General features: G+C 41.9%; 24 protein-coding genes and 1 other RNA gene. 9 read left to right on the forward strand and 16 right to left on the reverse strand.

The features are described 5' to 3' along the window. Window positions 1-9: 9 nt before the first annotated feature. The gene (gene dinB / locus LT679_RS04645; RefSeq protein ID WP_232175961.1) at window positions 10-1,194 is read right to left on the reverse strand and encodes a DNA polymerase IV; all 1,185 of its coding nucleotides are present in this window, start codon (window positions 1,192-1,194) and stop codon (window positions 10-12) included. A 76-nt stretch (window positions 1,195-1,270) separates the two neighbouring features. Here dinB and LT679_RS04650 point away from each other — a divergent pair, with 76 nt between their 5' ends. The 4 genes from LT679_RS04650 (at window position 1,271) to LT679_RS04665 (ending at window position 3,881) form a co-directional block, all read left to right on the forward strand. Beyond that, on the forward strand, window positions 1,271-1,822 hold the full coding sequence (locus LT679_RS04650) for a 2'-5' RNA ligase family protein (protein ID WP_232175964.1): 552 nt from the start codon (window positions 1,271-1,273) through the stop codon (window positions 1,820-1,822). A 101-nt stretch (window positions 1,823-1,923) separates the two neighbouring features. Beyond that, an RNA gene (gene ffs / locus LT679_RS04655) (signal recognition particle sRNA small type) lies at window positions 1,924-2,023 on the forward strand. A gap of 90 nt (window positions 2,024-2,113) precedes the next feature. Then, on the forward strand, window positions 2,114-2,773 hold the full coding sequence (fsa, locus tag LT679_RS04660) for a fructose-6-phosphate aldolase (protein WP_232175966.1): 660 nt from the start codon (window positions 2,114-2,116) through the stop codon (window positions 2,771-2,773). Window positions 2,774-2,921: 148 nt separating this feature from the next. Beyond that, on the forward strand, window positions 2,922-3,881 hold the full coding sequence (locus LT679_RS04665) for a YpdA family putative bacillithiol disulfide reductase (RefSeq protein ID WP_232175968.1): 960 nt from the start codon (window positions 2,922-2,924) through the stop codon (window positions 3,879-3,881). Between the two features lie 3 nt (window positions 3,882-3,884). On the opposite strand, the gene LT679_RS04670 is transcribed toward LT679_RS04665, so the two are convergent. The 4 genes from LT679_RS04670 to LT679_RS04685 form a co-directional block, all read right to left on the reverse strand. Further along, entirely contained in the window at window positions 3,885-4,802 is a 918-nt protein-coding gene (locus LT679_RS04670; RefSeq protein ID WP_232175969.1) for a ribonuclease Z, read from the reverse strand. Window positions 4,803-4,823: 21 nt separating this feature from the next. Then, window positions 4,824-5,201: an STAS domain-containing protein gene (locus tag LT679_RS04675; RefSeq protein ID WP_228948991.1), complete on the reverse strand. Its 378-nt coding sequence runs from the start codon at window positions 5,199-5,201 to the stop codon at window positions 4,824-4,826. A gap of 47 nt (window positions 5,202-5,248) precedes the next feature. Next, window positions 5,249-6,193 (reverse strand): phosphoribosylaminoimidazolesuccinocarboxamide synthase, encoded by a 945-nt coding sequence (locus LT679_RS04680; protein ID WP_232175971.1) that lies wholly within the window; start codon window positions 6,191-6,193, stop codon window positions 5,249-5,251. Window positions 6,194-6,321: 128 nt separating this feature from the next. Next, on the reverse strand, window positions 6,322-7,281 hold the full coding sequence (locus LT679_RS04685) for a PhoH family protein (protein ID WP_232175973.1): 960 nt from the start codon (window positions 7,279-7,281) through the stop codon (window positions 6,322-6,324). A gap of 101 nt (window positions 7,282-7,382) precedes the next feature. Between LT679_RS04685 and LT679_RS04690 the strand changes: the two genes are divergently transcribed. Next, window positions 7,383-8,159: an SAM hydrolase/SAM-dependent halogenase family protein gene (locus tag LT679_RS04690; RefSeq protein WP_232175976.1), complete on the forward strand. Its 777-nt coding sequence runs from the start codon at window positions 7,383-7,385 to the stop codon at window positions 8,157-8,159. Window positions 8,160-8,277: 118 nt separating this feature from the next. Next, window positions 8,278-9,675: an MBL fold metallo-hydrolase gene (locus tag LT679_RS04695; RefSeq protein ID WP_232175978.1), complete on the forward strand. Its 1,398-nt coding sequence runs from the start codon at window positions 8,278-8,280 to the stop codon at window positions 9,673-9,675. A gap of 334 nt (window positions 9,676-10,009) precedes the next feature. Here the strand turns inward: LT679_RS04695 and LT679_RS04700 are convergent, their stop codons facing one another. The 11 genes from LT679_RS04700 to LT679_RS04750 form a co-directional block, all read right to left on the reverse strand. Beyond that, window positions 10,010-10,957: a D-2-hydroxyacid dehydrogenase gene (locus LT679_RS04700; protein WP_232175980.1), complete on the reverse strand. Its 948-nt coding sequence runs from the start codon at window positions 10,955-10,957 to the stop codon at window positions 10,010-10,012. A gap of 80 nt (window positions 10,958-11,037) precedes the next feature. Next, window positions 11,038-12,105 (reverse strand): 3-phosphoserine/phosphohydroxythreonine transaminase, encoded by a 1,068-nt coding sequence (gene serC / locus LT679_RS04705; RefSeq protein ID WP_232175982.1) that lies wholly within the window; start codon window positions 12,103-12,105, stop codon window positions 11,038-11,040. A 148-nt stretch (window positions 12,106-12,253) separates the two neighbouring features. After that, on the reverse strand, window positions 12,254-12,922 hold the full coding sequence (gene rpe / locus LT679_RS04710) for a ribulose-phosphate 3-epimerase (RefSeq protein WP_232175984.1): 669 nt from the start codon (window positions 12,920-12,922) through the stop codon (window positions 12,254-12,256). Window positions 12,923-12,983: 61 nt separating this feature from the next. After that, the gene (locus LT679_RS04715) at window positions 12,984-13,256 is read right to left on the reverse strand and encodes a hypothetical protein (RefSeq protein WP_232175986.1); all 273 of its coding nucleotides are present in this window, start codon (window positions 13,254-13,256) and stop codon (window positions 12,984-12,986) included. A 169-nt stretch (window positions 13,257-13,425) separates the two neighbouring features. Then, entirely contained in the window at window positions 13,426-15,567 is a 2,142-nt protein-coding gene (gene pnp, locus LT679_RS04720; protein ID WP_232175988.1) for a polyribonucleotide nucleotidyltransferase, read from the reverse strand. A 131-nt stretch (window positions 15,568-15,698) separates the two neighbouring features. Beyond that, window positions 15,699-15,977, reverse strand: coding sequence for a 30S ribosomal protein S15 (gene rpsO, locus LT679_RS04725; protein ID WP_232175990.1), 279 nt, complete (start codon window positions 15,975-15,977; stop codon window positions 15,699-15,701). A gap of 176 nt (window positions 15,978-16,153) precedes the next feature. Further along, window positions 16,154-16,543 (reverse strand): 50S ribosomal protein L27, encoded by a 390-nt coding sequence (gene rpmA, locus LT679_RS04730; RefSeq protein ID WP_232175992.1) that lies wholly within the window; start codon window positions 16,541-16,543, stop codon window positions 16,154-16,156. 48 nt (window positions 16,544-16,591) lie between these two features. After that, entirely contained in the window at window positions 16,592-16,900 is a 309-nt protein-coding gene (gene rplU, locus LT679_RS04735) for a 50S ribosomal protein L21 (protein ID WP_194100723.1), read from the reverse strand. A 70-nt stretch (window positions 16,901-16,970) separates the two neighbouring features. Next, window positions 16,971-17,471 carry a hypothetical protein gene (locus LT679_RS04740; protein WP_232175995.1) on the reverse strand — a complete coding sequence of 167 codons (501 nt, stop codon included), beginning with the start codon at window positions 17,469-17,471 and terminating at the stop codon, window positions 16,971-16,973. A 112-nt stretch (window positions 17,472-17,583) separates the two neighbouring features. Then, window positions 17,584-18,954 carry a dicarboxylate/amino acid:cation symporter gene (locus tag LT679_RS04745; protein ID WP_232175997.1) on the reverse strand — a complete coding sequence of 457 codons (1,371 nt, stop codon included), beginning with the start codon at window positions 18,952-18,954 and terminating at the stop codon, window positions 17,584-17,586. Window positions 18,955-19,022: 68 nt separating this feature from the next. Continuing rightward, window positions 19,023-19,349, reverse strand: a complete 327-nt coding sequence (locus LT679_RS04750; protein WP_232175999.1) for a YbjQ family protein — start codon at window positions 19,347-19,349, stop codon at window positions 19,023-19,025. Between the two features lie 94 nt (window positions 19,350-19,443). Here LT679_RS04750 and LT679_RS04755 point away from each other — a divergent pair, with 94 nt between their 5' ends. The 3 genes from LT679_RS04755 to LT679_RS04765 are packed head-to-tail and all read left to right on the forward strand — an operon-like array spanning window position 19,444 to window position 21,094. After that, entirely contained in the window at window positions 19,444-19,971 is a 528-nt protein-coding gene (locus LT679_RS04755) for a hypothetical protein (protein WP_232176002.1), read from the forward strand. Window positions 19,972-20,019: 48 nt separating this feature from the next. Beyond that, window positions 20,020-20,517 carry an RNA polymerase sigma factor gene (locus tag LT679_RS04760; protein WP_232176004.1) on the forward strand — a complete coding sequence of 166 codons (498 nt, stop codon included), beginning with the start codon at window positions 20,020-20,022 and terminating at the stop codon, window positions 20,515-20,517. Next, window positions 20,504-21,094, forward strand: coding sequence for a hypothetical protein (locus LT679_RS04765; protein ID WP_232176006.1), 591 nt, complete (start codon window positions 20,504-20,506; stop codon window positions 21,092-21,094). Before LT679_RS04760 ends, LT679_RS04765 begins: the two co-directional genes overlap by 14 nt. Window positions 21,095-21,136 lie beyond the last annotated feature (42 nt).

Here is a 21,136-nt window from a genome sequence, read left to right on the forward strand (position 1 = left end):
ACTTGTTTACTACCCTTTTAAAAATGGGTTAAAGTTACGTGTGCCTATTTCCATACCGGCAGCGCGGCAAACTGTTTTATCGCCAAACTTAAAGTTGATGCTATCCAGAGCCTGATACAGGCGTATCTGTTCTTCATTGTCCTCAAAAAGGTTGATCTGATAACGGCCCGTTGCCAGATTGCTTAGCCTAACCCCTATTAATCTGATAGGCCTATAACCGTTCCAGGCTTTTTTAAGCAGATTTTTAATTCCGGGTATCAAAATGTGCTCGGCGGCAGTAAGCGGTATCTTCTGTTGTAAGGTGTGCGTCTCAAAATTTGAGTAACGTACTTTTACAGCAAGGCACGCGGCAAGCTTATCTTCCTTACGGAGTTTGTATGAAAGTTCTTCGGTCATGCTTACCAAAATGGTTTCCAAAGTGCGCCGGTCCGCCACATCATTATGAAAAGTGTGTTCGCTTGAAATTGACTTTCTGTCCGAGTGCGGTATAATCTCACTGTAATCTATCCCACGTGCCTTTTCCCAAATAAATAACCCGGCTTTACCGAACACTGTTTGTAAAAAGCGTAGCTCTACCTTTTGCAGATCGCCGATTTTCTCGATGCCGTATCCATAAAGTTTTTTGCAGGTACTTTCGCCAAGCATCGGGATTTTGCTGATGGGCAGCGGTGCCAAAAAAGCCATCTCGCTTCCGTGCGGTACCAGCAATTGGCCATTGGGTTTAGCCTGGTTGGTAGCCATTTTAGCCACCGTTTTACTTGATGCCATACCAAAGGATATGGGCAAGCCGGTATCACGCATTATTTTCTGCCGCAGATCAGTCGCCATTTTATATGGGTCATGAAAGCGATCCATGCCGGTAAGATCAATATAAAATTCATCAACAGAGGTTTTTTGGTATAGCGGCACCGCGTTATTAATAATCTCTGTAACCTCCCGCGAAGCCTCTGAATAACGGCCATGTGTGCCATGAATAACAATGGCATGCGGGCAAAGCTTTAAAGCCTGCCGTGTAGGCATAGCCGAATGAATGCCATACTTACGCGCCTCGTAACTACATGATGCAACAACTCCCCTGTCTGCCGAGCCACCTATGAGCACCGGCTTACCAATAAGCTCAGGATTGAACTTACGCTCCACTGAAACGAAGAATGAATCAAGATCAATATGCACGATGTACCGCTTGTTGGACATAGCACAAATATCACAATTAATTTGTAAATACTAAAAATATTAGCAAGTATTGCAAGATAAAAATCAAATCATACTTATGCATTACGCGGATTATATGATGCTTTTAGCGCCACCCGAACAAGTGAACATAGAGATTAAAAGATATAAGCTGGCCTCGGCTAAGCATATCGGTAATTTTAATAGCATGCACTCCGAAGCACATATCAGTATTTGCGGAGCCGACCGGCAAAAAACATTTATTATAGAACCATCCTTGCAGCGCATGGCGCAAAAACTAAGCACTATTCCGCCTATTGTTTTACACATAAAGGGATTTGACTTTTTTAAACATGGCGATAAGGGAATGACTATTTACGCGCGTATTGAGCAAACTGACTCAGTTAAAAAATGGTTCAAGCTCTTATTGCTGAATATGAACCTTAAAACGAACATTACACCTCATATCACCATCGTGCGCAATATACCGGCTTACAAATTTGAGCAGCTATGGCCTCATTTTGCTAAAGCGCAATACCATGATGTATTTAAGATTGATGGCTTAACCATACTAAAAAGAGACACCTTTGAGCCGCATCAAAACTGGCGGCAACACTGCTTATTGCCATTTAATAACAGCTTTTTTAGCTAAAGTTTAGCAGCCTGAACAATTATTCTGACTGATTATAAGTGTGTTAAATACACAAGCACTATTTTTTATACTGAAGACGAAATGTTTGCTATATTTGCGGTGGGTAAGTCTTTTACGACCAGCTCCTCTTGAACTCCCCCAGGGTGGGAACGCAGCAAGGGTAGAGGGTTGTAGCGGTGCGATAAAAGTAGCTTACCCATTTTTTTTAACTCGACCTGCATTACCTGAGCCGTCTGATTATTTGCCCGGGTAATTACTTTGTTTTGTTATTCAACAAAATCATCATATAAAATGAAATTTTTTATTGATACTGCAAATCTTGCACAAATCAAAGAAGCACACGAAATGGGTGTTTTGGATGGCGTTACTACCAACCCATCACTAATGGCTAAAGAAGGCATTACCGGCCAGGAAAACGTAATTAACCACTATAAAGCTATATGCGAAATTACTGATGGCGATGTGAGCGCCGAGGTAATATCAACTACTTTTGACGAGATGGTTGCCGAAGGCGAAGCCCTCGCTAAACTGCATGAGCAAATAGTGGTGAAAGTGCCTATGATAAAGGATGGTGTAAAAGCTATAAAATACTTTACTTCAAAAGGTATCCGTACCAACTGTACGCTGGTGTTTTCTGCAGGTCAGGCTTTATTAGCCGCTAAAGCCGGTGCTACTTATGTATCTCCTTTTGTTGGCCGTTTAGATGATGTATCAACCGATGGTATGCAACTGATTGAGGATATCCGTTTAATTTATGATAACTACGGTTACGAAACTCAGATATTAGCAGCTTCAGTGCGTCATGCAATGCACATTATTCAATGTGCTAAAATTGGTGCCGACGTAATCACTGCTCCTTTAAGCGCTATCGCTTCACTATTGAAACACCCGCTTACCGATAATGGCCTTGCACAATTCCTGGCCGACCATGCTAAAGCAGCTGGTAAATAATTATCAAGCTAACATATTTTAAAAGCCATCTTATCGATGGCTTTTTTTGTTTCCGTAAAAGTGTTTAGTCAATTGCAAGTAAGTAAAGTTGATTATACCGTGGTTAGCCTCTCCTATTTTTTATATTAGCAAAATATACGTTATCCTGATGCTTGATCTGTTAATTATTGGTGGCGGCCCTATCGGGCTGGCATGTGGTTTAGAGGCACAAAACGCTGGTCTGTCATTCAAGATCATTGAAAAAGGCTGCCTTGTTAATTCCCTGTACAACTATCCTTACACCATGACGTTCTTTTCCACGTCAGATAGGCTGGAGATCGGCGGCATACCGTTCGTGACAATCAACAATAAACCCAACCGGGCCGAGGCACTGGAGTATTATCGTCGTGTAGCCTTATCAAACCAGCTTCCCGTTAGTTTATTTGAGGAGGTAACGGATGTACGGCGTGATGGCGATGGTTATCATATAACAACATGCAAAGCAACTTATCAGGCTAAATATGTAGTACTTGCTACAGGGTTTTATGATATTGCCGTTAATCTTAACATACCGGGCGAATATCTGCCTAAAGTAAAACACTATTATAAGGATCCGCACTATTATGCCATGCAAAAGGTGATAGTAGTTGGGGCAAGCAATTCCGCTATCGATGTTGCTTTAGAGACCTATCGTAAAGGTGCAGATGTTACCCTGGTTGTTCGGGGCAGCGAGGTTAGCAGCAGAGTTAAGTATTGGGTGAGGCCGGATATAATCAATCGAATTGAAGAAGGAAGTATTAAGGCTTACTTCAACTCCGAACTGGCCGCCGTACGTGAACATGAAGCTGATATTAATACTCCGGATGGTTTAGTAACAATTCCGAATGATTTTGTTATGGCGATGACCGGCTATAAACCCAATTTTAATTTTCTGAAAAAATTGGGTATCGAGCTAACTGATGACAAATTTATACCGCATTATAATAAGGAAACGATGGAAACCAATCAGCCTGGCATGTACCTGGCTGGTGTGGTTTGCGGCGGCTTAGATACGCATTTGTGGTTTATAGAAAACTCGAGGGTACACGCCGAAATGATAATTGGAGATATAGTAAAAAAACGCGGTTAAACCTTACTCATCAATTATAAACGTCTTCCCTTCTATAGCCAGTTCAGTGTCCGGAAATACGGTACGTGCTTCATCAAGCAGATCGTTCAAGGTTTTATAACGCGCCGAGAAATGCCCAATCAATAACCTTTCTGCGCCTGTTTGCACCGCTACATCCGCAGCCTGTAAAGCTGTAGTATGGTAGGTATCACGCGCGCGCTCAAGCATATCGTTCATAAAGGTAGCCTCATGATAAAGCAATGTAGCGCCTTTGATCTGGTCAAAGTAATGTGCACTGAAAAGCGTATCTGAGCAATACGCATAAGTTTTAGGTTCCGGCGGCGGTATCGTTAAGCTCTCATTGGCATATACCGTACCATCAGGCGCAGTGTAATCTCTGCCCGCCTTAATAGCGCTAAAGTAAGCCACAGGCACCTGCAGCTCATCAATACGCTCCTTTACAAGCTTACGGGTGCGCTTCTTCCCTCTGAATATAAAACCGGTACAAGCAATACGATGCAGCAGCGGAATGGTCTCTACCGTGAAATCGTAATTTTCAAATATCTGCTCAGGTTTTTCGGCGTTGGTAGCTTTAAAAACAAGCGGATATTGGAGTGTAGTTTCAGAGTATTTAAGCTGCATTTCAATGATCTCGATCAATGGTGCAGGACCGAACAAGTTCATGGGCTTTTTACGGCCGTTTAAATGCAGAGACGATAAAAGGCCAACCAAACCAAGGTAATGGTCGCCGTGCAGGTGGCTGATAAATATACAATCGATGCGGCTTGCTTTAATGTCAAACCGCATCATTTGTTGCTGACTGCCTTCACCGCAGTCAATCATATATAAATGCTCGTTAATGTTAAGTACCTGGGCGGTGGGGTTCCTGTTGTAAATAGGCGTTGCCGAACTGCTTCCAAGTATAGTAACTTCAAACTTCATACCCGGAAAACAATCAAAGGATTATTTTAGTTCGCGTTTAAGCTCTTTTTCTATCTCTTCCATAAAAATCAGGTCGATAGCTTCTTCGCAGGTTGGTACAATGCTTAATACATTCTCCAATTGCGATATGGTAACCAAACGGTTAACCGCATCATTCAAACCGCAAAGAATAAATACGCCTTCAGCATTTTTACATAAGCGATGACCAACCAACAGGCTGCTCAAACCTGATGAATCCGCAAATTTTACCTGCGAAAGATCAAGGATGATGTTGCGCTGGCCTTCAGTATTGATCAGGATTAGTTCTGATTTAAGTTGAGGAGTTACCAATGAATTTAACTTTGATTCATTCAGCTTCACCAATATGTACTTTTCGTGTTTGTCAACAGTAAATTTCATTGTTAAAATTATATAAAGCTAATATAGCAAATTTTTATATATACAACTTACAAGGCGGCCAGCGCTTGTTTTACGTTAGCCTCTACCCTTTTTAAAATATCATCGCTTGCTGAACGGACAAAAGGCTCTCCGGTAATTTTTTCGTAAAGCTCAATGTAACGGTCAGATATCGACCGGATTTTTTCTTCGGTCATTTCCGGCACTGCTTGTCCTTCTTTACCTTGAAATCCATTCTCTATAAGCCACTTTCTAACAAACTCCTTTGAAAGCTGTTTTTGCGGCTCGTTATTTTTTTGGCGATCTTCATAACCTTCACTATAAAAATAACGGGATGAGTCAGGAGTGTGTATTTCGTCGATGAGGTAGATTGTGCCGTCGGCTTTACCAAATTCATACTTGGTATCCACCAGTATCAGACCCTGCTCAGCGGCTATTTCGGTACCACGGGCATACAGCGCCTGAGTATAGGCTTCCAGTTTTTCATAATCTTCAGCTGATACAATGCCGCGGGCAAGTATCTGCTCTTTTGATATATCCTCATCGTGCCCTACTGATGCTTTAGTTGTAGGCGTTATGATTGGCTGCGGTAGCTTATCATTTTCCTTTAAACCATCAGGTAGCGCTACACCGCAAACTTCCTTGCGCCCCGCGCTGTACTCACGCCAGGCATGGCCGGCCAGGTAACCACGTATTACCATTTCTACCTTAAACGGCTCACAAATACGGCCTATAGTAACACTCGGATCGGGCACGCTGATTACCCAGTTAGGCACAATATCTTCAGTGGCCTTTAAAAACTTGGCAGCTATCTGGTTAAGCACCTGCCCTTTAAATGGAATAGGCTCAGGTAACACCACATCAAAAGCGGATATGCGGTCGGTAACCACCATGGCCAGGTATTTATCTTTTATAGTATAAACATCGCGCACCTTGCCTTTGTAAAAAGCAGTTTGCCCATCAAAATTAAAGTTCGTTTCTTTTATCGCGTCCATTAGTTATAGATGTGAGTGGTGAGATGTGAGTAGTGAGATCACCACCCTAAATCCAAACTCTTATATCATTATCAATTAGATATGGATGCTATATGTCTAATATCTCATATCTAACATCTTAAATCTAATTATTGTATATCCCCGTAAGCCTCGAGTATGCGTTTCACCAGTTTATGGCGTACCACGTCCTCCCCGCTCAGATAAATAATGTCAATGCCTTTTATGTCTGTCAGTATCCTTAACGCAGTATGTAAGCCTGATTGCTGTTTTTTAGGTAGATCGATTTGTGTTACGTCGCCCGTTACAATGAATTTGGCTGTTGGCCCCATACGTGTTAAAAACATTTTTAACTGCATATCTGTGGCGTTTTGCGCCTCATCCAAAATTACAAAGCAATTATCCAGTGTGCGGCCACGCATAAATGCTAAGGGCGCTATTTCTATAGTACGGTTCTCCAGGTAAGTTTTGAGCTTTTCAGGTGGGATCATATCATCAAGCGCATCATATAACGGGCGCAGGTATGGATCAATCTTCTCCTTCAAATCACCAGGCAAAAACCCCAGGTTTTCCCCTGCTTCAACAGCCGGGCGGGTTAATATTATGCGCTTAATTTCCTTATTCTTTAACGCACGTACAGCCAACGCAACAGCCGTATAGGTTTTACCTGTACCCGCCGGACCTATGGCAAACAATACATCGTTTTTCACGATGCTATCTACCATGCGGCGCTGGTTATTGGTACGCGCCTTAACCATTATGCCATTAGGTCCAAAAACAATCACCTCTCCGGTGGTAGATTTATCAACCGGGCCATCAGCAGCAGGGGTGTGCGTTACTTTTGAACCCAGTATGCGCTCTATGTCTGTTATATTTAAATTGTCGTACTTCTCAACATGCTGAAGCAAAAACCCGAATTTTTCATTAAAAACCGACAGTTCATGCTCATCGCCCAGTACCTTCACCTCACTGCCCCGTGCAACTATTTTTAGCTTTGGGTATTGCTTTTTAATGATCTCAAAATGATCATTATTAGGCCCCCAAAGTACCGCAGGATTGATGTTTTCGATAGATAGTTTTAGCTCGTTCAATACAAAATTGATTTTTAGTTGCTGATTTTTATGAATTAAAAATTGAATATTTGTAGCGCTTATCGCTTGTACAAGATTAGCAATAAATATTTAAATAATTAATGGCAATAATAACTTTAACTACCGACCTTGGCGATAAGGATATATACCTTGCAGCACTTAAGGGCAGTATTTTAAAATTGTTGCCTGATGTGAATATTGTTGATATTACGAACAGCGTATCAACCTTTAACATTCAACAGGCTGCCTTTATTTTAAAGAACAGCTTCCATTATTTTCCGGATAATACGGTACACCTTATAGGTATTGATACGGTGTATAATTCGTTCACCAAGTACCTGGCCATTCACTACAAAAACCACTTTTTTGTTGGCGCTGATAACGGTATATTTTCTCTGATGTTTGATAATGAGCCTGAGGAGGTTTACGAGATCAACATTATGCAGGACCTGAAATTTTTGCACTTTCCGCTGGCTGACATTTTTGTGAAAGCGGCCTGCCATCTGGCCCAGGGCGGCAAGATTGACGAGATCGGCCTGCGCATAAGCGGTATCGAAAAAAAGATGAACCTGCAACCCGTGGTAGAGCGAAACCTCATCAAAGGTGCGGTTATTTATATCGACTCTTTTCAAAACGTTATCACCAATATCACGAAGGAATTTTTCAATACCATACAGCAGGGTCGCCGGTTTACGTTATACTTTAAACGCAACGAAACCATCAATCACCTGAGCTGGCATTACAATGAGGTGCCCGAGGGCGAAAAGCTTTGCCTTTTTGGTATAAGCGATCATTTGGAAATTGCCATTAATAAAGGTAACGCAAGCGGGCTGTTGGGCCTTAACCTTGGCGACAGCGTGATTATCGAGTTTGAATAACAGCTACCTGTAACAATTATTTTAAAAAACCGCAAACAAGCTGTTTTAACTTAACTTTGTTGTAGGGTAACATTACCTGACCATGCTTGCGCAGCAGGTAGCAAACTGAGGATACTTAATGAAATTAACTATACATGGTGCCGCACGCCAGGTTACCGGGAGCATGCATTTGCTTGAGGTAGAAAACTATAAGATATTGATTGATTGTGGATTGGATTATGAGCGCGACAGGCATCTTCACACTAACGAAGATTTCCCTTTTAACCCTGCTGATATAGATGTGGTGATACTCACCCACGCGCACATTGATCACTCGGGCAATTTGCCTACGTTAATACGCCTGGGCTATGAAGGACAAATATTGAGCACCGCCCCTACGGCTGATCTTACAGAATTATTACTGCTCGATTCGGTTAGTATATTTATGAATAAAGCTCATAAAGGCCGCAAACACAGTCGCAATCGTGGTAAACAGAGCAATTCTTCACAGCCGTTATATCTGCAAAAGCATGTAATGGATACTATGGAGCGTTTTGTTACCATAGGTTTTAACAAACCTTTCAGGCTTACGGGCGATATTGAGCTCACTTTTATACCAGCCGGCCACTTACTTGGCGCCGCTGCTGCGGTGCTAAAAATCAATGATAACGGTGAAGAAAAAACAATTGCCTTTACCGGTGATATCGGCCGCAAAAACTACCCGGTTTTAAATGATCCGGAGCCGCTACCGGCTGTGGATTACCTGGTAAGTGAAGCCACTTATGGTGGCCGCTATCATACCAAAGGCAAAACGGTTGAGGAGGCTCTGGTTGAAACTATCGATCAAGCCTGCATTAAAGAGCAAGGACGATTAATCATTCCGGCATTCAGCATTGGGCGTACACAATCGCTTGTTTTTGCGCTTAACAAGATATTCAGCAGCGGTTTACTGCCACCTGTTAAAGTTTTTGTTGATAGCCCCATGGCAGTTATGGCTACGCGTATATTCCGTAAATATCATTACCTGGTAAACGGGGAAGCACAGGAATTCTATAATAAAAAGGGTGATGAGTTTGAATTTGACAACCTTACCTATGTCGAAACATTGAAAGATAGCCGGCAGGTCTCCAATTACTTTGAACCGTGCATTATCATATCATCCGCAGGTATGCTGGAGGGTGGCCGCATACAGGATCACCTGTTTTACAACATACAAAATTACTACTGCACCATCCTTTTTATCGGTTATTGCGCCAAAGGCACTTTAGGCCATCGCCTGCTACGTGGCGACCCGATCGTGCATATTAAAGACCGCGATCTGGCCGTTTACGCTACCATTAAGCAGACCGATGTATTAAGCGCGCACGGCGACCATGACGACCTAATGGCTAATGTTTTGTCTCAAGACAAAAATAAATTGAAAAATGTATTCCTGGTTCATGGTGAAACATCAAGCATGGAAGCATTGGCGGCAACTATTGAAGAAGCGGGTTATCGGGCAACTGTTCCTGAAAAGGGGGTAGATTATATTTTATAATATTTCTGCCAAAACAACCAAACAACCTATAGGTTTGATTACTATGTCTTGCTGAGCTTGTCGAAGCATTCGCCGTTTGATTAATTCCGTCGCTCGCCCTTCGACAGGCTCAGGGTGACATGGCTTACGCTATTTTTTATTATTTTGGCATTTCGAGGCGATAGCGAGAAATCTGTCTGCGTCCATAATCAGCGACAGATTTCTCCTCATACCTCGTTCGAAATGACAAGAACTCGTTCAAGTCTTCCCTATCGCGAGGATTTTGGAGGGGTAACAAAAAAGTCCATGAATATTTCTATTCATAGACTTTAAAAAATCATTTTAACAAAAATTCTTATTTCTTAAAGTGATCGATGATCAGGCTGGCAAGCTCTACACCAATTCTTTCCTGTGCTTCGTTGGTAGCCGCACCGATGTGCGGGGTTAATGAAATTTTAGGGTGAGATAGAATTTCCTGGCGAGGAGTTGGCTCATTGTCGAACACATCTAATGCAGCAAATGAAACCTTGCCACTGTCAAGCGCTGCAATCAAAGCTGCTTCGTCGATCAAACCACCGCGAGAGCAGTTAATCAGGCCTACACCCTTTTTCAATAGCTCAAGTTCGGCTCCACCAATCAATGCTTTATCAACAAATGGCGTGTGTAGAGTAATAAAATCTGACTGTTTCAGCACTTCATCAAATGTGGCAGTTTTTACTGAAACATTTACTTTAGTACCACCACCTAAAACAATTTCCAGTTCAGGGTTAAAAGGGAATACATCGTAAGCCACTACTTCCATACCTACACCAATGGCAATCTTGGCCACTTCGCGACCAATGCGGCCGAAACCTAAAATACCTAATGTTTTGCCGCGCAGTTCAACGCCTTTTGCATAAGCTTTCTTAAGTCCGTTAAAGTTGGTAGCGCCTTCAACCGGCACTTTACGGTTGCTATCGTACAAAAAGCGAACGCCACCATATAAGTGAGCGAAAACCAATTCCGCTACTGATAGTGAAGAAGATGCCGGAGTGTTATAAACGGCTACGCCTTTCTCTTTGGCATAGTCAACGTCAATATTATCAACACCAACACCGCCGCGGCCTATTAACTTAATATTAGGGCAGGCATCAATAAGGGCTTTACGCACTTTAGTTGCACTGCGTACGGTAATGGCATCGTATTCGTTTAAACGTGCAGGCAATTCATCCTGCGGTATATTATTGGTATCAACGGTAAAACCAGCTTCCTCAAGCATTTGCTTGCCTACCGGGTCAATACCGTCATTAGCTAATATTTTCATTTATTATTAGTCATTATGTCATTAGTCATTGGCAATTATCATTTTATGTAATGACTATTGACCATTGACCGTTGACTAAATTATTTATTCTTTTCAGCAAACTCCTGCATAGCTTCAATAAGCACATGCACACTTGTTATTGGCAACGCATTGTAAATTGATGCCCTGAAACCACCTACACTTCTGTGGCCTTTGATGCCTACTATGCCTTTTTCATCGCACAGTTTAAGGAATGGTTTTTCGTGCTCCGGATTTTCAGCTACAAAGCAAACGTTCATGTGCGAACGGTCTTCCGTAGCAGCTACACCTTTAAACAACGGATTACGATCAATCTCGGCATACAAAGCTTTTGATTTAGCCAGGTTTTCCTGTTCAATGGCTTCAACGCCGCCCTTTGCTTTAACCCAATTCAAGGTAAGCATTGAAACGTAAATAGCGAAGGTTGGCGGCGTGTTATACATGGAGCCACCTTCAATTTGTGTTTGATAATTCAACATTGATGGTATAGCACGACCGGTTTTCCCCAAAATCTCGTCTTTAACAATAACCAGTGTTACGCCAGCGGGGCCCATGTTTTTTTGCGCACCGGCATAGATCAAACCAAAATCGGCAACATTGATCTTGCGGCTAAATATATCTGACGACATATCGCACACAACGGGTACCGGTGAAGGGAAGAATTGTTGCAATTGCGTACCGTAAATGGTGTTGTTTGACGTTATGTGGAAATAAGCTGCATCGGCAGGTATTTCAAAATCCTTCGGGATAAAAGTAAAGTTGCTTTGTTTTGATGAAGCAACAACAGCTACCTCGCCAAAATATTTAGCCTCTTTCAAAGCTTTGTTAGCCCATACCCCTGATTCCAGATAAGCGGCTTTACCACCTTCGGGTAACAGGTTGTAGGGTACCATGGCAAACTGAGTGCTTGCACCACCCTGTAAAAACAATACCGAATAACCCTCGGGAACGCTGAATAACTCCTTAACCAACCGTACAGCTTCATCCAAAACAGCTTCAAACTCCTTTGATCTGTGCGAGATCTCAAGAAGCGACAAACCTGTACCATTAAAATCAATAACAGCCTGAGCGGCCTGCTTGAAAACCTCCTGGGGTAATATGCCCGGCCCGGCACCAAAATTATGTTTCATATAATTTGTTGAAATGTAAACGCTAATAACACTTTTGGTCAGTTAGTATATTAACGCTCCGAAGTTAATTATTTTGACAAAGTATATAGAGATTATTTGCTTTTTGTTGAAAAAAAGCGACACTTTATTAACAATAAGATCAATAAACTCAGGCTTCCTTTAAAGGCTGCGTGTTTTTGAGGGCTGAGATGGCATCGAGCGGGTTATGAGCCGAAAAAACCGAACTACCGGCTACCAGCACATTAGCCCCGGCTTCAATAAGTTTTGAAGCATTGCTTACATCCACCCCGCCATCAATTTCAATAAACAGTTTGGGGTTATGCAGTTCGGCCAGGGTACGTAGCTCGCGTATCTTTTTGTAAGTGTTATGTATAAATTTTTGTCCGCCGAAACCGGGGTTTACCGACATTACACAAACTTGCTCTACATCGGCTATAACATCCTCAAGTAAACGCACATTAGTGTGCGGGTTTAAGGCGACGCCCGCGCGGCAGCCTAAATCCTTAATAGCTTGTATAGTACGGTGCAAATGGGTACAGGCCTCATAATGTACCATTATGCCATCAGCGCCTGCGTCCTTAAACGCTTTTAAATAACGGTCAGGATCAACGATCATCAGGTGCACATCTAAGGGTTTTGTGGCATACTGCTTAACTGCTTTCATTACCGGAAAGCCGAAAGAGATATTAGGCACGAAAACGCCATCCATTATATCTACATGTATCCAGTCAGCTTCGCTGCTATTTAACATCTCAATGTCGCGTTGCATGTTTGCAAAGTCCGCCGCAAGAATTGAAGGGGAAACAAAAGGCTTCATGGCGGTAAATATAGGCATTGGTGTGGCGCGTAGTTATTATTTTCAAAAAAATGACTCTGCCTTAATCACAATTGAGCAGCAAGTCATAATATTTCTTCATTAAAACAGTATCGTAATTAACAAGTGAGTTGTACGCCTCTGATACAAGCTCATTTAGTATAGATGCACCTAATTGTCCGGCACCATTCGGTATAGATTCATAATATTTGATGATATCTTTCACCCGAATGATCTCATATAACAACAACTGAACCAAGTCAGCCTGCGCGTCTGACTTAACCCCCTGTGGGTTTTTGCTGAGAAAATCTAAAGGATCAAGGGGTGTAAAATTCATTTTTTATAGCACCGGATATAATTTACCATTTACCTAAGCAATACAAATAATGATTGCAGTTGTTTTACGCAAAGTATTTGTAGCAACTATGTTACACAATTACGTATCGGCTAATAAAAAAAGAAACCCTCGCTTTTAGGGAGGGTTTCATATTGCAATTATAATAAATTTATTTGCTTTCCTGCGCTGGTTTTTCAGGTTTTGGTAATAAGGCTTTTCTTGAAAGCTTTAATTTACCTTGCTTATCAACGTCAAGCAATTTAACACGTACCTCGTCTCCCACCTGGAAGATACCGTCCATGCTTTCAAAACGCTTGTGGTCAATTTCTGAAATGTGCAGTAAACCATCTTTACCCGGCATAATTTCAACAAATGCGCCGAATGGCATGATCGATTTAACCTTACCTTCGTAAATTTCGCCTATCTCTGGTTTAGCGGCAATATTGCGTATACGGGTAACAGCTTGATCGATAGATGCTTTGTTATCAGCAAATATTTGCACTATACCTTGGTTATTAACCTCTTCAATTGAAATTGTAGCACCGGTTTCGCGTTGCATTTCCTGGATGATTTTACCACCCGGGCCAATAACGGCACCGATAAATTCTTTGTCAATTTTGATAGTAACAATTCGCGGAGCATGTGGCTTGTAATCTTCGCGAGGCTCAGCGATGGTCTTTTTCATCTCATTCAGGATGTGTAAACGACCGTCTTTTGCCTGATGCAATGCTTTAGCCAATACTTCATATGAAAGGCCGTTGATCTTTAAGTCCATTTGGCAGGCAACAATACCTTTTTCAGTACCGGTTACCTTAAAGTCCATATCGCCTAAGTGATCCTCGTCGCCAAGAATGTCAGATAATACAGCGTATTTAGTACCTTCCGGATTAGTAATTAAACCCATGGCGATACCAGATACCGGAGCCTGAAGTTTAATACCTGCATCCATCAACGCTAACGTACCTGCGCAAACAGTAGCCATTGATGACGATCCATTTGATTCCAGAATATCAGATACCACGCGGATAGTATATGGATTTTCATCCTCAACAGGCAGTACTTGTTTTAACGAACGCATAGCCAAGTTACCGTGGCCAATCTCACGACGGCCTGCTCCCCTGTTAGGACGAACCTCACCGGTTGAGAAACCAGGGAAGTTGTAGTGCAGGATGAATTTCTGGTAGCCGTTGATGAACGCGCCGTCAATCATTTGCTCGTCGTCCTTAGCGCCTAAAGTAACTGTAGTTAGTGATTGGGTTTCGCCACGCGTAAATACGGCAGAACCGTGAGCGGCAGGCAGGTAGCCAACTTCGCTCCATATTGGGCGTATTTGTTTTGAGTTACGGCCATCTAAACGCAAATCCTCATCCAGGATCAGGTTACGTACCGCGTCATACTCTACATCGTGGAAATATTTTTTGATCAGGCTTTCTGTAACCGCGTCAATCTCGATACCTAAGGTTGCGATAAATATATCACGTATCTCGCGTAGTTTTTGATGGCGCTCATGTTTGCTTGAGCCTGATTTAGCCACCTCATATACTTTATCGTAAGTAGCGGCGTAAACTTGTTTCTTAAGCTCCTCATTGCTGTGCTCGTGGCTGTAAATACGTTTTTCAGTTTTACCAACCTCGGCAGCAAGTTCTCGCTGAACCTGAACCTGTACTTTAATAGCCTCGTGCGCGAACTTGATAGCTTCAACAAGCTCTTCTTCCTGAATTTCTTTTGCTTCGCCCTCAACCATGTTGATGTCGAACTCAGAACCGGCTACGATAAATTCTAAAGTAGCGCGTTCGAGATCGCTACGGGTTGGATTGATCACCAGCTGGCCATCAATTTTAGCAACGCGAACCTCTGATATAGGGCCGTTGAACGGAATATCAGAAACGGCTAATGCTGCAGATGCTGCCAAACCTGCAAGGCAGTCGGGCATAATATCTTTATCTGCCGAGATCAAAGAGATCATTACCTGGGTGTCGGCATGGTAATCCTCCGGGAAAAGCGGACGTAAAGCGCGGTCAACCAAACGAGAGATCAACACCTCGTAATCAGACAAACGGGCCTCACGGCGTAAGAAACCACCCGGTATACGGCCGGTTGAAGCGTATTTTTCCTGATAGTCTACCGAAAGTGGTAAAAAGTCAACACCTTCTTTAGCTTCAGGAGATGATACTACGGTAGCCAGCAACATGGTGTCGCCTTGTTTTACTACCACAGAGCCATCAGCTTGTTTGGCCAGTTTTCCTGTTTCGATCTCAATGGTGCGGCCATCACCTAAATCGAAAACCTTTTTAATTGCATTATAACTCATTTTGTGTTTATTAAGATGCGCTTTTCGTCTTTAGGAGCGCACCGGTTTTATTTATGTTTAAAAACTTGCGTACAAAAGTAAAAAAGCCATTCGCATTTGACGAACGGCTTTCTTAAAAATACTGTTTAAAATTACTTGATAATATCCCTTAGCTGTAAAGCTTTGATAATAGCACGGTATCTTTCAATATCTTTATTGTATAGGTACGCCAATAAGGCACGGCGTTTACCTACAAGCTTTTGCAGTGATAATTGTGTTGCAAAATCTTTTTTGTTTTTTTTCAGGTGACCGGTTAAGTGCGCAATACGTGTTGTGAACAATGCTACCTGACCTTCTGCTGAACCTGTATCGGCAGCACCCTTACCATGTTTTGCGAAAATTTCTTGTTTCGCTTCTTTACTTAAATACATTACCTGAATAATATTAAAGCTGTAAATACTTTGTTAATTGAGCGGCAAAGATATAGCTATTAATCGTAATAAACAATAGCCTTCCCTGTATATTAAACTATATATCACCAAAGCTCATAAAATAACAAAGGCCACCTTGCGGGCAGCCTTATATGTGGTAATATTATTTACTGAAATTACTCAGCTATAGCAGCTTCTTCAGTACCTTCAGTTGCTTTAGCTACAGGAGCCTCTTCAACTTTAGCGGTTTTTGCTTTGCTTGCAGCCTTTGCTTTTGGAGCCGGTGCAGCCACTTCAGCTACGGCTTCAGTTTCAAAAGGAATTACTGATACATATGAACGGTTATCAGCTTTCTTTTTGAAAACTACCTGACCATCAACAAGGGCGAATAAAGTATGATCTTTACCGATACCTACGTTTTGACCTGGGTTGTGCGGGGTACCACGCTGACGAACGATGATGTTACCTGCGATTGCCGGCTGACCACCGAATATTTTGATACCTAAGCGTTTGCTATGCGATTCACGACCGTTTTTGGAACTACCGGCCCCTTTTTTGTGTGCCATTTCTTTTATCTATTATGAAGGATAAACACCTTCGGGATTAAACAATAATTACAGAGCAATACCTGTGATCTCGATTTTGGTAAATTGCTGACGGTGACCGTTTTTCTTTTTGTAACCTTTTCTTCTTTTCTTTTTGAAGATGATCACTTTATCACCTTTTACATGCGACAAGATCTTAGCTGATACTTTAGCGCCTTTCAAATCAGTACCTAATTTGAATTTACCTTCGTTTTCTGCTAACAATACTGTGTCAAATTCAATACTAGCGCCTTCATCTCCCTGTAAGCGGTGTACAAAGATTTGCTGGTCTTTTGCAACTTTAAATTGCTGTCCGGCTATACTTACTATTGCGTACATTGTTATTTAATTATGTTTTTAAATTTCGAGGTGCAAATATAGATATTAATCTATCAAATACCAACAACGTTTACTTTTTATTTCGTTGCTCAGCGTCTCTTAACACACGCTGTATCTCCTTTATTAAACGCTGGTTGGCGTCTATCAGCTTTTCATTACCCTGGTAATTAGCCTGAAACAGTACGCTTTTGCTTTTGCGCATGTAGTTAAACTGGATCAGGTAATACGGCACCTTCGGGTCGCGCTTTGCGCTGTTCACTTCCTGCTCCGGAAAATCCCAGAAACCCAGGTCAGCAGCCTTGCGGTGCAAGTATAACAGATCATCGTTGGTAAGTTTCAATGATGTTTTAACAACCGAATCTCTACTATCAACATACTGGTAATTATGAGTTTTAGAGTTGTATTTATTCAACAAGCTATCACCGTTTCCATATTCAAAAACCATATACTGAAACTCATTAAACTTATACGGCGCATTCTTCACCATCATGCCATAATAGTAAAAGCAATACAGTAAAAACGGCACAGCGACACTGGCAGCAAGGAATATCTTTTTATTTCTTAAAGTCATTATATACTTTGATTACACAGATTATAGATTGATTTCACCGAGCATCAGCAAATCAGGAGCGAAAATCGTTATTGAATTGCATAGTTCGAAATTGATTAATCGAAAATTACATTTAATCAATTTCTTTCTCCCACTTGCTTACTACAGCGGTAGCCATGGCGTTACCTAATACGTTGGTTGCGGAGCGGCCCATATCAAGTAATGGATCAATACCAATAAGCAATGCCAATCCTGCTTCGGGTATATTGAACATAGCAATAGTACCTGCAATAACAACCAGCGACGCGCGCGGTACACCGGCAATACCTTTACTGGTGAGCATCAGCACTAATAGCATAGACAACTGCTGCTCAAATGAAAGATTAATATTATATGATTGTGCAAGGAAAAGCGAAGCAAAGGTCATGTACATCATGGAGCCATCCAGGTTGAAAGAGTAACCTAAAGGCAGAACAAAACTTACTATCTTGTTATTACAACCAAAGCGCTCCAGTTCCATTAAAACCTTGGGGTAAGCAGCTTCGCTGGTTGATGTACTGAACGCCACCAGCATAGCATCCTTAATATTGTTTACCAGCGTTAGAGCGCGTTTACCTAAAACAAAGTACCCAGCCAGTATGATCGTTAACCATAATACCACGAGCGAAAAATAGAATTCACTTATAAATATGGCATAGGTAGATAGAATGCCCAGCCCCTGCTTGGCAATAATGGCTGTAATCGCACCAAACACCGCAAGTGGCGCTGCCTTCATAACATAACCTGTAATTTTCAGTATCACGTGGGCAATGGCATCCATCGCCTTGATCACCACCTCTCCTTTTTCACCGATAGCCGCCGTCGCCACACCAAAGAACAGGGAGAAAACTACGATCTGCAATATCTCATTGTTCGCCATTGATTCGATAATACTCTTTGGAAAAACGTGGCCAATAAAATCTCTTAGTGATAGTGCAGCCTTTTGTACGCCGGTAGCAACATGGCTATCGGGTAACGGCAGATGCATAGCCTTGCCAGGTTCAAAAAAGTTAACCAGTACCATACCTAATAATAACGACACCAGTGTAGCACTTAAAAACCAAAGCAAGGTTTTGCCCCCAATACGCCCAACAGCCTTAATGTCGCCAACCTTGGCAACGCCCACCACTAAAGTAGTGAACACCAATGGGGCTACGATCATTTTTATCAATCGTAAAAATATATCGCTCAGCACGTTGAAGCCTACCAGCTTATCCTCGCGGGAGGTATCGTTAGTTTTGCGGATGCTGATCTGTTCAGTACGTTGTAGCTTGAGTTCTTTATAACCTGCAACGGTGGTATCAGTAATGGCGGCAAGCCGGGTATCAATTATTTTTATTTGAGCGTCGGCTTTGCTGATGTTGTTATTGATATCATTAATAACAAGGGTATTGTAAAAATACCCTGTTATTACGCCCACAACAAGGGCTATAAATATGTACAATGTAAGTTTGCTACGGCGCATGCAAGTCAGTTAAACCCCAAAGCTACAAATTTACACCGTTAATAAAAGCAGGCGTTGAAAACCAGCCTTTACAGGTCAACCTTGCTAACTTTCACCGCCGTACCGTAAGCAAGTACTTCGGTAACGCCTTGCATAACTTCATTAGCGTCATACCGCATGTTGATCACTGCCGTGGCGCCAACTTCCTGCGCATGAAGTATCATCAGGTTATAAGCTTCCTGGCGGGCCTGCTCGCATAGCTCGGTATAGATGCTGTTACGACCGCCGAATATGGTTTGCAGTCCACCCAAAAAATTACCGCCTACACCGCGTGAGCGAACCGTTATACCACGGATAACGCCTAAATGCTCAGTTACTTTGTAGCCTTCTAAATGTGTGCTGGTTGTTACTATCATAGTTATATATGTATTTGTTTACGTCAAACATAAACTATATCATCAATATTTAAATGAATAATAGAACTTTGTTGCTTTAGATGATATACCAGCTATGAGTGTTACTACTTACGGACTCCAAAATATAAAAAAGGAACTACAGCACATACCGGCTGCACAAATGGCCGAATTGTTGCTGCGCCTTGCCCGCTATAAAAAAGAAAACAAGGAACTGTTGGCCTACCTGATGTTTGAAGCGCATGATGAATCGGCGTTTATTACGCAAGTCAAAGGTGAAATAGGTTTTATGTTTAGCCAATTACCGGCACAAGGTTATTTCGCCGCTAAGGCCTTACGAAAAATTTTAAGGCTGATAACCAAATACGTTAAGTTTACCGGATCAAAAATCGCTGAGATAGAATTGCTCATAAGCTTTTGTGAGAATTACCTGCAATATGCCGACCGCAAAACATCATACAAGCCCTTGCGCGTTATATTTGCTAAACAGCTGGAAAAAATTCGCAACAATATTAACAAACTGCACGAGGATGTAAGGCATGACCATTTGCCTGATTACGAGCAGTTACTCAGCGACGCCGATAAAAAATTGCAGTGGTTAAATATTATTGATTACCAGTTGTAACATATTAATAACTTTGTAATCTAATCTGTATAACAATTAACTGCAAGCGTGCCCGGTAAAGAAGCAGCCTTTAAGCAAATTTTTGAAGCCAACTCAAAAAAAATATTCCACCTGTGTTATGGCTACACCGGGGATGATGACGCGGCGCGCGATTTGCTGCAGGAAACCTTTTTAAAAGTTTGGCAAAACCTGGATAAATTCCGCAACCAGGCCATGATCTCTACCTGGATTTACCGCATTGCCGTAAACACTTGCCTTACCTACCTCCGCTCCGAAAAGCGCCAGGCCAAGGATGAACTTACGCCACAAATTGCGGAAACCAAACGTGAAGAACTATCTGAGAAGAATGAGCAGGTTGCATTGCTTTATAAATGCATATCAAAGCTCGAAGAGTCGGAAAGAATTATTATAACAATGGTGCTTGATGAAATGCCCTACCCTGAAATTGCTGAGATTTCGGGGATATCCGAAGGCAATCTGCGGGTAAAAATTCATCGTATAAAACAAAAGTTAACTGAATTATACAACCAGTATGAAAGACTTTGATCATATAATGTCGGTTTGGCAGGATCAGCCAAAACGCGATCAGCTTTCGGTAGACGAGGCGCTGAAGCAGGTGAAACGTGGAGTGAGAAGCCTTAATAAAAGGTTGTTACGTGGTATTGTCAGCATGGCCGTAGGTGCTGCCGCTGTGTTATTAGTAATGCTTTTTCTGGTATTTCAATCGTGGGTTACGTACGCGGGCATTGGAATTATACTTTGTACCATGCTGCTTTATATGTTTGTAATGATTAAAGATTATAAGCTTGTATCAAAGGAAGATGTAACCATCCATCCGGCAGAATATCTGCAGGGGTTAAAAGAATATCAGCACCGCCGCGCAGACTTGTACGGTTGGCTATATTACCTTTATTTATTACTGATTACCATAGGCTTATCGTTGTATCTATTCGAGGTGCTTGAGCATTCATCAAAAATATTCCGTTTCTCGTTTTACGGCTTTACAGTGGTATGGCTGTTATATGTAGCCTTTTATCTGAAAGACCGTATTTTTAAACTGGAACAGGAAAAACTGAACCTGATTATTGAACGGTTGGAAAGATTGCAAAATCAGTTTGATTAAGCGCTTATAACGCATTAATGTATAATTTACATCGGCATAACT

This window comes from Mucilaginibacter roseus, assembly GCF_021215455.1.
In the GTDB taxonomy this organism is placed as follows: domain Bacteria; phylum Bacteroidota; class Bacteroidia; order Sphingobacteriales; family Sphingobacteriaceae; genus Mucilaginibacter; species Mucilaginibacter roseus.

Excerpts from the sequence above, each read along its gene's own strand:
- dinB (WP_232175961.1), bottom strand. The coding sequence starts at position 1,194 with ATGTCCAACAAGCGGTACATCGTGCATATTGATCTTGATTCATTCTTC.
- LT679_RS04650 (WP_232175964.1), top strand. The coding sequence starts at position 1,271 with ATGCATTACGCGGATTATATGATGCTTTTAGCGCCACCCGAACAAGTG.
- fsa (WP_232175966.1), top strand. The coding sequence starts at position 2,114 with ATGAAATTTTTTATTGATACTGCAAATCTTGCACAAATCAAAGAAGCA.
- LT679_RS04665 (WP_232175968.1), top strand. The coding sequence starts at position 2,922 with ATGCTTGATCTGTTAATTATTGGTGGCGGCCCTATCGGGCTGGCATGT.
- LT679_RS04670 (WP_232175969.1), bottom strand. The coding sequence starts at position 4,802 with ATGAAGTTTGAAGTTACTATACTTGGAAGCAGTTCGGCAACGCCTATT.
- LT679_RS04675 (WP_228948991.1), bottom strand. The coding sequence starts at position 5,201 with ATGAAATTTACTGTTGACAAACACGAAAAGTACATATTGGTGAAGCTG.
- LT679_RS04680 (WP_232175971.1), bottom strand. The coding sequence starts at position 6,193 with ATGGACGCGATAAAAGAAACGAACTTTAATTTTGATGGGCAAACTGCT.
- LT679_RS04690 (WP_232175976.1), top strand. The coding sequence starts at position 7,383 with ATGGCAATAATAACTTTAACTACCGACCTTGGCGATAAGGATATATAC.
- LT679_RS04695 (WP_232175978.1), top strand. The coding sequence starts at position 8,278 with ATGAAATTAACTATACATGGTGCCGCACGCCAGGTTACCGGGAGCATG.
- LT679_RS04700 (WP_232175980.1), bottom strand. The coding sequence starts at position 10,957 with ATGAAAATATTAGCTAATGACGGTATTGACCCGGTAGGCAAGCAAATG.
- serC (WP_232175982.1), bottom strand. The coding sequence starts at position 12,105 with ATGAAACATAATTTTGGTGCCGGGCCGGGCATATTACCCCAGGAGGTT.
- rpe (WP_232175984.1), bottom strand. The coding sequence starts at position 12,922 with ATGAAGCCTTTTGTTTCCCCTTCAATTCTTGCGGCGGACTTTGCAAAC.
- LT679_RS04715 (WP_232175986.1), bottom strand. The coding sequence starts at position 13,256 with ATGAATTTTACACCCCTTGATCCTTTAGATTTTCTCAGCAAAAACCCA.
- pnp (WP_232175988.1), bottom strand. The coding sequence starts at position 15,567 with ATGAGTTATAATGCAATTAAAAAGGTTTTCGATTTAGGTGATGGCCGC.
- rpsO (WP_232175990.1), bottom strand. The coding sequence starts at position 15,977 with ATGTATTTAAGTAAAGAAGCGAAACAAGAAATTTTCGCAAAACATGGT.
- rpmA (WP_232175992.1), bottom strand. The coding sequence starts at position 16,543 with ATGGCACACAAAAAAGGGGCCGGTAGTTCCAAAAACGGTCGTGAATCG.
- rplU (WP_194100723.1), bottom strand. The coding sequence starts at position 16,900 with ATGTACGCAATAGTAAGTATAGCCGGACAGCAATTTAAAGTTGCAAAA.
- LT679_RS04740 (WP_232175995.1), bottom strand. The coding sequence starts at position 17,471 with ATGACTTTAAGAAATAAAAAGATATTCCTTGCTGCCAGTGTCGCTGTG.
- LT679_RS04745 (WP_232175997.1), bottom strand. The coding sequence starts at position 18,954 with ATGCGCCGTAGCAAACTTACATTGTACATATTTATAGCCCTTGTTGTG.
- LT679_RS04750 (WP_232175999.1), bottom strand. The coding sequence starts at position 19,349 with ATGATAGTAACAACCAGCACACATTTAGAAGGCTACAAAGTAACTGAG.
- LT679_RS04755 (WP_232176002.1), top strand. The coding sequence starts at position 19,444 with ATGAGTGTTACTACTTACGGACTCCAAAATATAAAAAAGGAACTACAG.
- LT679_RS04765 (WP_232176006.1), top strand. The coding sequence starts at position 20,504 with ATGAAAGACTTTGATCATATAATGTCGGTTTGGCAGGATCAGCCAAAA.